Raw genomic sequence first — 12205 nt, forward strand, 5'->3', positions numbered from 1 at the left:
ATCCCGATCAGGCCACATCATCAGGTTGCCCATGCTCGAGACCGCAGCACTGCCAAGGAAAGCGACGCTGTCCCCGCCACTGGATACGCGGTATCAGGTTGAAACGCCGGAAGGCATCGACTTGCCACTGCGCCCGGCCGGGTTGATGGTGCGTGCGCTGGCGTTCTCCATCGATCTCGGACTGCGCGGCTTGATCCTGGGCCTGCTGTTCATTGTCCTCGCGTTCCTGGGAAAACTTGGCGCCGGGCTGGGCTCGATCCTGCTGTTCGGGGTGAGCTGGTGGTACATGGTGCTGTTCGAGGTGCTCAATCACGGGCGCTCGCCGGGCAAGCAATGGATGGGCCTGCGGGTGGTGCAGGACGATGGCACGCCGATCGGCTGGTCCGCATCGTTGTTGCGCAACCTGCTGCGCTTTGTCGACCTGTTGCCGTTCGGCTATTTCCTCGGCGCCATCAGTTGCCTGCAACACCCCAGCTTCAAACGCCTCGGCGACCTGGCCGCCGGTACGCTGGTGATCTACCGCGAGCAGCCGCTCACCCGACCGCAACTGCCGGACGCCGAGCCGCGGCGTCCGCCGTTTGCCCTGACGCTGCCCGAGCAACGCGCCATCCTCGGGTTTGCCGAACGCCAGGGCGAACTCTCCGAAGCGCGGGTCACGGAACTCGCTTCCATCCTCGCGCAACCGTTGAAGGTTTCAGCACCACGCGCCGTGGCGGAACTCAACGGCATCGCCCGCGGCTTGTTGGGCCCCGCATGAAGCAAAGTCTTTTCGAGAATCGCCACAAGGCTGAATGGGCGCAATTTTCCCTCCTGCTCGACAGGCTGGAGCGGAACAAGGACACCACACGGATCGCCAGTTTTCCGAAAGACTATCGGAGGCTCTGCCAGCATCTGGCTCTGGCCCAGGAACGCGGCTACAGCAGTTTTCTGATCGACTCGTTGCAGCAACAGGTGCTGCGCGGGCACCAACAGCTTTATCAGCATCGCAGCCGACTGGGTGCCAACGCGCTGGGTTTCATCCTGGCGGATTTCCCGCGACTGGTACGTGAGCAGTGGCGTTTCGTGCTCGCCGCCAGCCTGATGTTTTTTGGCAGCCTGATCGGCTTTGCCGTGCTGGTGTATCTGTTCCCGGACCTGGTCTACAACCTGATCCCGGCCGAACAGGTCAGTGAAATGCAAGGCATGTACGACCCTGTCGCCGGCCACCTTGGACGCTCGGCGGAACGGGCGGCCAGTGAAGACTGGGTGATGTTCGGTTTCTACATCATGCACAACATCGGCATTGCCTTTCAGACCTTCGCCAGCGGTTTGCTGTTTGGCCTGGGCAGCGCGTTTTTCCTGTTCTTCAACGGTTTGATGATCGGCGCGGTGGCCGGGCATCTGACTCAGATCGGCTACGGACAAACCTTCTGGTCCTTCGTGATCGGCCACGGTGCCTTCGAACTCAGCGCCATTGCCCTGGCAGGTGCCGCCGGCCTGCAACTGGGCTGGGCCTTGATTGCACCGGGACGACTGCCGCGCGCCGAAGCCCTGCGCGTGGCGGCGCGCAAAAGTGTGCTGCTGATCTGCGGGGTCATGCTGTTTCTGTTGATCGCGGCCTTTATCGAAGCCTACTGGTCGTCGATGACCGGGCCAGCACCGATGACCAAATATCTGGTCGGCGCGTCGCTGTGGTTTTTGGTAGCGATGTACCTGCTGTTTGCCGGACGGACCCGCCATGCGCCTGAGTGACGCGACCGTGGTGATCCGCCCTCGAACCACCTGGGAAGCCATGGACCTGGGCGTGCTGCTGAGCCAGCGGCACCGACGCCTGCTGATGGCCAGCTGGGCCATCATGACCCTGCCGGTTTTCGCCCTGCTCACCTTGCTGCTGTGGGATTCTCCCTCACTCGTCGCGTTTATCTTCTGGTGGCTGAAACCGGCGTTTGAACGTCTGCCGCTGCACATACTCTCCAAAGCGATGTTCGGTGAAACGCCCACGCTGAAACAGGCGTTGCGCCAGTGGCCACGCCTGCTCAAGCCGCAACTGCTGGCCAGCCTGACCTGGCGACGCTTGAGCCTGAGTCGCAGTTTCCTGTTGCCGGTGGTGCAACTCGAAGGCCTGAGTGGCCAAGCGCGGCAACAGCGCTTGCAAGTGCTGTTGCAACGCGACGGCGGTGCAGCGCGGTGGCTGACGATCATCGGCGTACATCTGGAAAGTGCGCTGTGGATCGGCCTGATGGTGCTGTTCTACCTGCTCCTGCCGCCACAAGTCGAACTCGACTGGAGCTGGCAGACCTTGCTGTCCGCCGCCACACAGGACTGGCGCTGGCTGGAGCACCTGACGAATGCGTTTTACGTGATGGTGCTGGTGGTGTGGGAACCGATCTACGTGGCCTGCGGGTTCAGTCTTTACCTAAACCGGCGCACGGTGCTGGAGGCCTGGGACATCGAGCTTGTATTCCGCCGCCTGCGCCAACGGGTGAGCGGTGCCGCCCTCACGCTACTGCTGGCAGCATTTCTATTGATGCCAACCGGGCAAAACCTCTGGGCCGCCGAACCGGCCATTGCTCCCGACAGTCCGCGTCTGCTGGGCCAGCCACTGACCAGCCAGGCGTCCCGGGACAGCATCAAGGCGATCCTCGATCAGCCACCGTTCAAGAACAAGGAAACCGTCACGCGCTATCGTTTTGGCGAGGACAAGCCATCCGCCGAAAACTCTGACGATGGCAAAGCCCCTGAATGGCTGAAGACCCTGTTCAAGTTGCTGGACAACCAGCGCTTCGGCGCGTTGGCGACCTTGATTGAAGTGCTGCTCTGGGGCGCCGTCATCGGCGCGATCGGTTTATTGATCTGGCGTTACCGGGCATGGTTGCAGGCCTTCGTCAGTCGCCGACCGGCGTTGAAGGGCAAAGTCACGCGGCCGGTACCGCAGCAGGCATTCGGCCTGGACCTGAGCCGCGAAACCCTGCCCGCAGACATTGCTGCCAGCGCCGAAAGCCTCTGGCAATCCAGCCCTCGCGAGGCGCTCGGCTTGCTGTATCGCGCGCTGCTCAGTCATTTGCTGCACGATTACAACATGGCGCTGAAACCTGCCGACACCGAGGGCCAGGTGCTGGAGCGTGTCGAACAACTGCAACAGCCCGCCCTGTTGGCCTTTAGCAAAAACCTGACCGGGCACTGGCAAAACATGGCCTATGGGCATCGCCTGCCACCGGCACATTTACAACAGGAACTGTGTGACGGCTGGCGGACCTTGTTCGGTCCGGGGGCTACGCATTGAACCGCCGATTGTGGCTCGCCGCCGGCGTATTCATCGCCGTGCTGCTGGGCGCGTTGAGTCTTTATCTGTACGCCAGGGCGACGCCCTATCAGGCAGATATCGATCACGGCCCTTCACCCGAAGCCCAGGCCAACCCTTATCTGGCCGCCGAACATTTCCTGCGCAAACAGGGCCTGACCGTCAGCCACGCCAACAGCCTCGATCTCCTGCCCACGCTGGAGCCTCGGCAACGCAGCCTGTTGTTGCTCGGCGACCGCTCCGGCATGACCCCGCGCCAGATCGATCAAGTGCTGAACTGGACCCGCGCCGGTGGCCGTCTTCTATTCATCGCCGAGTCGTTGTGGGATGAAAAACTGGGCCAGAGCAATGACCTGTTGCTCGACCGGGTCCAGCTGCACCAGTCATTGAGCAAAGACCTGAAGGACCCGCCGCCCGACACCGGCAAGGACCCCTACCCCAAACTGACCAAGCTGTACCTCGAGGACGAAGACGCGCCAGCCTATGCCACCTTCGATACCGCGTTCCATCTCGAAGACCCGAAAAATCTCGCCCAAGCCTGGGCCAACAGCGGCAAGGCCACGCACATGATGCAGCTGAACCACGGGCTCGGTTCGATCATCGTGGTCACCGATGCCGACCTGTGGAAAACCCCGGCCATCGACCGGTACGACAACGCCTGGCTGCTCTGGTACCTGACCGCGGACACGAAGGTGACCCTGCTGTTCAACACCGATCACGACAGCCTGCTGGCGTTGTTGTTGCGTTACTTCCCCCAGGCGCTGGTGGCCCTCATCGCCCTGATCGGCCTGTGTCTGTGGCATGTCGGCGTGCGCCACGGCCCGTTGATCGAACCCGCCCCGAGCGCTCGCCGGCAACTCCACGAACACTTGCGAGCCAGCGCCTATTTCATGTGGCGCCGCACCGGCCAAGCCAGCCTGTTGCAAGCCTTGCAGCAGGACATCCTGCGCCGGATGCGGCGCCGTCATCCCGGTTTTGAACAACTCGGCGTCGCCGAACAATGGCTGGTGCTCGCACGCCTGACCGGTCAACCCACACGCGCTATCAGCCAGGCCATGAGCCCGCGACCGAAGCAACGGCTGTCCAGCGTTGAATTCAGCCGTCAGGTCGCCCACCTGCAAACCTTGAGGAACGCCTTATGAGTGAACAGATCGAGCCCGGCGCACCGAGCCATGCCGCGCAGCAACGCCAGCGCGCCAGTCAGTTGGCCCAAGCGGTAAGAGCGGAGCTGCAAAAAGCCGTCATCGGCCAGAACACGGTGATCGACGATGTACTCACCGCGCTGATTGCCGGCGGCCACGTGCTGCTCGAAGGTGTGCCGGGGTTGGGCAAGACCTTGTTGGTGCGCGCCCTCGCCCGCTGCTTCGGCGGCGAATTCGCGCGTATCCAGTTCACCCCGGACCTGATGCCCAGCGACGTCACCGGGCACGCGGTGTACGACCTGCAGACCGAGCAATTCAAACTGCGCAAAGGTCCGTTGTTTACCAACCTGCTGCTCGCCGACGAGATCAACCGCGCCCCGGCGAAAACCCAGGCCGCATTGCTCGAAGCCATGCAGGAACGGCAAGTCACCCTCGAAGGCCGGGCCCTGCCCATCGTGCAGCCGTTCATGGTGCTCGCCACGCAAAACCCCATCGAACAGGAAGGCACGTATCCCCTGCCGGAAGCCGAGCTGGACCGCTTCATGCTCAAAGTGCGCATGGACTACCCCGACGCCGATCAGGAGTTGGACATGGTGCGCCAGGTCAGCCGCTCGACCCGGGCCGACATGCTCGACGTGCAACCGCTGCGCACTGTGTTGCAAGCCAAGGACGTGCTGGCCCTGCAGCGCATCGCCAGCGATCTGCCGCTGGACGACCAGGTTCTCGATTACGCCGTACGCCTCGCGCGCACGACCCGCAGTTGGCCCGGCCTGACCTTCGGCGCCGGGCCTCGGGCCTCCATTGCGCTGGTGCGCTGCGCTCGGGCGCGCGCCTTGCTGCGTGGCGGCGAATTCGTGATTCCGGACGACATCAAGGGCTGCGCGCTGGCGGTGCTGCGCCATCGCGTACGCATCGCACCGGAGCTGGATATCGAAGGGCTGGAGGTCGATCACGTGCTACAGCAATTGCTCGATCAAGTACCGGCGCCGCGCTTGTGATCACATCTCTGTCACACACACACCCTGTGGCGAGGGAGCTCGCTCCCGCTCGTCTGCGCAGCAGTCGTAAACCCGGCGGTTACGATGTGCCTGACAAACCACGTCGACTGATTTTGGGGCTGCTGCGCAACCCAGCGGGAGCAAGCTCCCTCGCCACAAAAAGAACTCCGGCGACAAAAGGTGTGCGCAGATGAAACCCTCGCGTCTGCTGCTGATCTGGCTGGCATTGCTGCTGGCCATTGGCATCGTGCTCGGTACATTGCGGGCGCTGGACATCGCCGTTTCATCCACGCTGTTGTCGATCAACTGGGGGTTGCTGCTGGCGCTGCTGGCCCTGGCAATACTCGATGCTGTACGCCTCAAACGCCTGCCCTCGCCACGGATAACAAGACAAATGCCCGGCAGCCTGGCACTCGGCCGCTGGAGGGAAGTGCGACTGGAGGTTGAACACGACTTTCCCCAGCCACTGACTATCCGGATTTTTGACCACGTACCCGACGGCCTGAGCTTCGAAAACCTGCCCTTGTCGCTCGAACTTCAACCCGGCCAGCACAGCCAGGCCGGCTATCGCCTGCGTCCGCGCAAACGCGGCCACTTCACCTTTGAACACTGCGAAATCAACCTGCCGAGCCCCTTGGGCCTATGGTCCGGCAAACGTTTGCCAAAGGTGTCCGACCACACCCGCGTGTACCCCGACTTCGCCCGCCTTTACGGCGGCCAACTGTTGGCTGTGGACAACTGGCTCAGCCAGCTCGGCGTGCGCCAGCGGCAGCGACGCGGCCTGGGCCTGGAGTTTCATCAGCTACGGGAATTTCGCGAAGGCGACAGCTTGCGCCAGATCGACTGGAAAGCCACCGCTCGCCAACGCACACCGATTGCCCGGGAGTATCAGGACGAACGCGATCAGCAAATCATTTTCATGCTCGACTGCGGTCGACGCATGCGCAGCCACGATGGTGAATTGGCGCATTTCGATCACGCGCTTAACGCGTGCCTGTTGCTTAGTTACGTGGCGTTGCGTCAGGGGGATGCGGTGGGGCTCTGCACCTTCGCCAGCGATCAGCCACGTTATCTTGCGCCGGTGAAAGGCACTGGCCAACTCAACGTATTGCTCAACACGGTCTACGACCTGAACAGCACTCAACGCAGTGCGGACTATCAAGCGGCTGCAACTCAACTGCTGGCCCGACAAAAACGCCGGGCATTGGTGATTCTGGTCACAAATCTACGCGACGAAGATGATGAAGAACTCCTCACCGCCGTGAATCGGCTGAACAAGCAACATCGGGTACTTGTCGCCAGCCTGAGAGAAGACGTACTCGACAGCCTGCGCGAGTCCCCCGTGCAAACGTTGAACGAAGCGCTGACGTATTGCGGGACCGTGGATTATTTAAATGCGCGGGCCGAATGCCATGAGCGGTTGAACGCTCATGGCGTGCCGGTGGTGGATACACGTTCCAACACGCTAGGCGCACAACTGGTAACGCACTATCTGAGCTGGAAGCGGGCCGGAAAACTATGACACCGCCGACGTGGAAAAAACGGCAGGTAGAATCTCTCGGCCATCCAATAACATCGACCTCAACTCCAAAGGAGCCAGTCGAAGATCAAACTTGAAGTCCGTGACGTTGATACCTTCACGACTCCCTCCCGTGGCAGCGGTCACCACCAGATCGATCTTTTTATCCGTGGGTAATAGTCCTTCAAGTTCTATTGGCGGATAAGGTCTAAGTTCAGCCAATGGTGCAGGATCTGCCGTCCCTGAGTTGTCTTGTGATTTTCTGCTCATGAAAGCCTCGTCAAAAATGACGTCTCCGCTCTCGTTTTGTATCGTGACGTTGCTGGGTCTGGCGCCCAACCCCTCATAGCTGAACGAAAACCAATAGAGAGCCTTCTTATCGGGAGCTGGAGCTATCGGCAGATCAACACTGCAACGGACAGTCGCCCCGTTGTTGAGTTGTAGATAAAACTTGCCCGTCACACTGTCCTCACGCACCAGATGTGAACCCTCGACAGTCCAGGTATCTTGCCACCCGGAGGAGAAGCCGCCGTGCTCAATCAAATTCCTTCCTTCGACCAACTCATTACTAGTCATGATGACCTCTCCTCTGTTGTCGTTAGTAACAGCTTCCACGTTCAAACATTTATCGACGATGAAACGGGTTGGTTTTGCGGTGGCAGCAATCGCACATTCGCACGGCTGCCTTTGAGCTTCTCGATCACGGCCTGGGTGTACGCTGTGTTACCGGCAAGCGCCAGGTAGCGGACACGAATGATGATGTCCGTCAGGCTGCTAGTGAGTGCCTGCTGCGTATGGTCTTTGCCCATCGGCAACTCGAGCTTCCATTTCGATACCGCGCCGGTACCTTCATAAGGCAGGTAACGTTCATCCTGCTGCATGTTCCCGCCGAGATCGTCCACGCCGCTGGACACGGCTATTTGTTGGCTGTTACGCAGATTGAGCTTGATGTCCAAAGGCGTGCGCGCGGCATCCGGGGCATACAAGTAATCCAGCGAACTCTCGACCGGCTTTACCGCCGTGGTACTGGAAAGTTGGGTAAGAATGGCGCGAGTATCCTGATAGGGACCCAACACTGCGGGGAACGTCACCTCAACGGTCATGATCTGCCGGCAGTAGTGACCGGGATAATCCAGGTCAAACATCTTCTGGGTAAATTCAAAGTCGACTACCCCGTCGTCGCCAAATTTTTTCAGAACTTTTTCCCAATTATCTTCACTCCCTTCTTCCGCTGCCTTGGCATCGAACAACTGACGCAAGGAAATGGTTTTAGTCATTTCCAGACGCCGCTCGTGCCGGTGGAGAAACGCGGATTCCATGCGCAACAGATCAAGGGCAATCGATTCGCCAGCCATCAACCCGTGATGTTTGTCCATCCAGACATTGGGGCGAACGAAGGTGGTGTCGTAGTCGCCCATTTCATACTGCCAGGAAGCCTGGGTGCTCAGGCACATGCCGACCACGGCATCGTGGGCCTGGTAGTAATGGGTCGCCATCTGGCTCACCAGCCAGCGATACAACTCGACGTTGGTGGTTCGGGTCTTGTGGAACGAGTAAATGGCCTGGGCTTGTTCGGCGCTTTTCTTGGCATGGCGCAGACTGGCTTCGGCACCATGAATCGCAGATTCCTGTGCGATGATTTGCTGATCAATTACTTCAATTTCTGCTTGGGCTTGTTGCTCCTGAAAACGCCATTCAGCAGACCGGCGATCATTGAAAGCCGTGATTCGTAAGCTTTCAGAAACCCCATAACTAATAGCCCCTGATCCGGCTAGAATTGAAGCCATGTGCGCAGGAGGCGCCCCTTTATCCCCAGTTTCACTTGTGGCAGAAATGAACGGCACGCCGAAAATCAACCCAGCCATTCCACCAACCTTCTGAAAAATCCTGCCGACCCCGGCGACGACCTCAGGAATAAAGGCTCCCGCACTTGTTACCCGACTAGCGACAGCCAAGCCGTCCGCAGCCTTTTCCCTTTCTATCAGCCCATCCTTTTGCAAGTCCTTGTAGTAGTTTTCCCGTTGCTCGATAACCGCTTTACTCTTGCTCAACCCTTCCTTCGCCGCTTTCAACTGATCAATCGTCGCCTGTTGAATTTTCGTGGCGAATTTACTCAATTCCATCACATGAACCTGGTGCAATTCCTCCAGTTGCCTGCTGTCACGCTGCTCCATGAACTGCAGCACCTGCTGGCCGAAACGCATCAAGGTCTGCACCGCATTCTGTGTCGAGGACAGCATCGGGCGAAAACGGTAATGCGGAATGTTCAACCAGCCACCAGCGCTGCGCGATGCTCCGGAAGATCCCCCTGCCTGAGCCCGTAACAAATCCAATGGGTTGGTTGGTGGCGCGAACAAGGGCAGAAACATGGGCTTGCCATCGATGGTCAAGTTGTTTGCCATGTTGCTCAGGCATTGCTCGATATGCAGCCACAAACCCAGCAGCATCTCGTTTATCGGCGGACGGAACTCATCCAGTTCAAGGCCGGCCAGCTGCGGCGTGCCAACAACCCGTTCGGGCAATGTTGCGACATTGACCTCGATCTGTTGCGCAAACAGTTCCAGCTTCGAAGGCCCGCGAGGCGTGGAGGGCGTGAGAATATCCTTGACCGATTTCGGCACCCAGTGACTCATGGGGGCAGCATCAGGTTTGGGCCCGAGCAGCGCCAGAGCTCGCTCATAGAGCAACTTCGCGGCCACCAGATCATCGCGTGTCAAGCGGCGGTAAAGTTCATCGGCGTTGGTCAGGATGCAGCGCACATAGTTCATGAAGATGGTTTTGCGATAGATGACAGGGCAGGCGTAGGCCATGGCATCCGGGTCTACCAGATTGTTCGCTTCGGCACCGGCATAACCGGGCTCCAGCAACGGACGGCAGTACCAGTGCAGATCAATGTTGGTCGACTCTTCTTCACGCTTGTTCTGCGGGTCGAACAGGTAGTGATACCAGCGTTGGGACTCAAGATAATTGCGTTCTTCACACAATCGATGGGCGATCAGAAATGGCAGGTGGAAGAACAGTTCCCAGTAAAAAACCCCATGAGCGCTTTTGAAATCCATGGGTACAGAAGCATAACCACCAGCAACGGCAGTTGGCGCAGGCTCTGGAGAGTGCTGGGTTTCCCAAGACAATAACTCATCAATCGACACGGCCACTTTCGATTTCAGGACCGGACCAAACAGCGAGTTGAGGCGAACCCAGCGCAGTTTACTCAAACCCAGCGCCTGCAAATCCAGAAACTGTGCACCCGAGGCCTGCGTGTCGAGCAGCGGCAGGCTGCTGGCCGTGGGCGCCTGGTTGATGGTCACCTCATACTTGTCACGGCCGCGCGCGCCCTTGTCATCACCCCAGGTTACATTCAGTATTTTGCCAGCCGGGTCTCCGGACCATTTGTATTCAATCCAGCCAGAGGCATACCAGTTCACCAGATCGAACGTGAACTCCTGCCCCTTGACCTTGTTTGCTCCATCGAACAGGCTCAAACCGAATGTCAACTTTTGAGGCTGTGCATTGACGCTGATTTTATTAACCGAATCGCTGAATCTGGCCGCACCCTGTGGCGTGCGAATTGACAATCCAGCGCCAGTGAACGCTTCGTCTGGTCGTTTGAGGGCCAGTTGCTCCAGCGTTTGCTGCGACAACTGAATCTCCTTCGTCGCGCGCCACCACCTTCCCTCTACCGCAGTGAACTCCGCGGCCGGGATACTACCCAGGACACTTTCCTGCCCGGCGATATTGTTGAACAGCAACTCGATGTGCATCGCAGCAGGTGTCAGAAGATGACATGTCAACAGAACAGACCAGGGCCCGGCGTATGAAATTTCGAAGAAAGCCGGTTCCCCTTCAAATCTGTGCTGAGAAAGCAGCACGATTTCCTTCAAATCGAAATCGAGCCGCGACGCCTGACACCCCCCCTGGACCTGCAGTGTGTTCTGAATGACGTTCTGCGCATCCAGTCGACTGTCGAAATTAAGGCTGATCCCCAGCGTGCCACTTAGATCACCCTCGACAGTTCCTCCACTGGCCGGTGCCGCGAGGACCCGATCAAGTGCCGCGTATTCATCACGAATGACTTTGTGCTGCAACAAACGCTGATCTTTGAACCGCCCACTGGACCAGCTCTGCAACGTCGCAACCTTGATTGCCTGTGGCTGGAACAAAGCATCGACACAGGCAAACAGCCAACCCGGAGCGGTATCATCACGCCAGGCTTGCACACCCGGGGCTGCATCGAGGGAGGTAAAACTGACGGCCAGCCAGTCCTCGACATCTTTGCGCGAGCCCGCGACCGTGACGGCCACCAAACGCATGGTTTCTTTTTTCAGAATGGCGAATTGCTCTTTGCGCAAGCTGACCGGCGTGGACCAGATGTCGTTCAACCCCAGCCAGGCAAGCTTGGCCTCTACCGTCCATGCGCCAGGCTTGGTGACAATGCCGTCCTTATCCTTCTCATCCGGGGCTTGTTCACCTTCGATATACACCACGCTCAAACGACCACCGAACACTACCAGGCGAACCGCCAGCACCTCTAAACCTGAGGGCAACTGCAACTCTTCCCATTCTGTCCAGTCTGCCGGATTGAGGTATTCCGTGTCCTGGTTCGCCTGATTAATGTGCACTCGAACCTTGCGCCAGTAGTAAGCGTAAGGTTGCTCGGTCTGCCGGCCGATCATGTAATAGAAGGTGTTCCGGAAAGTGGGCTCATCAGGTTTATCGACTGGGGCTGGTTTGTCGGTGCTGTCGATGTACCCGGAAATCAACTGCAAGTTGCACACTTTTTCAAATTTGCCCAAGTGCTCATACAAAGCAGTTTGCACCGACGCGTCACTGATACGGGCTTGTGACAAGTTGTTTTCAAGGTCGATAAATGACTTGGTTTTTTTCAGCCGAAGACCGGGTGAAATGTAATTATGCGGGTCATTCTGCAGCATCTTGTAACCCGACCAATCGCTGATATTGCACAAGCGCTTGTACCAGTACTCCAGGTCATCGTCAGAAAACTTCTTGTCGTAGCCGGGCTCCATCCGGTTATAGATTCTTCCCAGGTAACGCTGCAGGCAGGCAATCGCCTCCGCCAAGGGTGACGTGTCGACTTTGTCGGTCATCTGGGTGTCCATCAGCAGATACTGTTCGATTTCGGCAATGGTTTTCAGCCCCAACACCGGGTTAGCGACGTGTCCACGATAGTAATCCACCAGCGCATCACGACGGCGCTCTTCCAATGCCCCGATAACGGACTTTTTCATTATCAATTCTCCATTCCAGC

The 12205-nt window shown here is 58.7% G+C and carries 8 protein-coding genes; 6 read left to right on the top strand and 2 right to left on the bottom strand.

All coding sequences use genetic code 11. The features are described from left to right. Window positions 1–31 precede the first annotated feature (31 nt). The 6 genes from ACM1ZW_RS02455 to ACM1ZW_RS02480 all read left to right on the top strand — a co-directional run bounded on the left by ACM1ZW_RS02455 (window position 32) and on the right by ACM1ZW_RS02480 (window position 6942). Entirely contained in the window at window positions 32–757 is a 726-nt protein-coding gene (locus ACM1ZW_RS02455; RefSeq protein ID WP_017340496.1) for an RDD family protein, read from the top strand. Further along, window positions 754–1731 carry a stage II sporulation protein M gene (locus ACM1ZW_RS02460; protein ID WP_017340497.1) on the top strand — a complete coding sequence of 326 codons (978 nt, stop codon included), beginning with the start codon at window positions 754–756 and terminating at the stop codon, window positions 1729–1731. The genes ACM1ZW_RS02455 and ACM1ZW_RS02460 overlap by 4 nt, the downstream gene beginning before the upstream one ends. Continuing rightward, entirely contained in the window at window positions 1718–3262 is a 1545-nt protein-coding gene (locus ACM1ZW_RS02465; protein ID WP_416740110.1) for a DUF4129 domain-containing protein, read from the top strand. The genes ACM1ZW_RS02460 and ACM1ZW_RS02465 overlap by 14 nt, the downstream gene beginning before the upstream one ends. After that, window positions 3259–4422: a DUF4350 domain-containing protein gene (locus tag ACM1ZW_RS02470; RefSeq protein WP_031319090.1), complete on the top strand. Its 1164-nt coding sequence runs from the start codon at window positions 3259–3261 to the stop codon at window positions 4420–4422. Before ACM1ZW_RS02465 ends, ACM1ZW_RS02470 begins: the two co-directional genes overlap by 4 nt. Then, complete coding sequence (locus tag ACM1ZW_RS02475; RefSeq protein WP_017340500.1) at window positions 4419–5420, top strand: AAA family ATPase; 1002 nt, start codon at window positions 4419–4421, stop codon at window positions 5418–5420. The genes ACM1ZW_RS02470 and ACM1ZW_RS02475 overlap by 4 nt, the downstream gene beginning before the upstream one ends. Window positions 5421–5610: 190 nt before the next feature. After that, on the top strand, window positions 5611–6942 hold the full coding sequence (locus ACM1ZW_RS02480) for a DUF58 domain-containing protein (RefSeq protein ID WP_416740111.1): 1332 nt from the start codon (window positions 5611–5613) through the stop codon (window positions 6940–6942). Here the strand turns inward: ACM1ZW_RS02480 and ACM1ZW_RS02485 are convergent. Together ACM1ZW_RS02485 and ACM1ZW_RS02490 are read right to left on the bottom strand one after the other, a co-directional pair. Then, the gene (locus tag ACM1ZW_RS02485; protein WP_416740112.1) at window positions 6937–7515 is read right to left on the bottom strand and encodes a hypothetical protein; all 579 of its coding nucleotides are present in this window, start codon (window positions 7513–7515) and stop codon (window positions 6937–6939) included. The genes ACM1ZW_RS02480 and ACM1ZW_RS02485 overlap by 6 nt on opposite strands. Window positions 7516–7556: 41 nt before the next feature. After that, entirely contained in the window at window positions 7557–12185 is a 4629-nt protein-coding gene (locus ACM1ZW_RS02490; protein WP_416740113.1) for a neuraminidase-like domain-containing protein, read from the bottom strand. Window positions 12186–12205: the final 20 nt, after the last annotated feature.

This window comes from Pseudomonas sp. NFX71 (genome assembly GCF_048079215.1).
Classification (GTDB): domain Bacteria; phylum Pseudomonadota; class Gammaproteobacteria; order Pseudomonadales; family Pseudomonadaceae; genus Aquipseudomonas; species Aquipseudomonas fluorescens_B.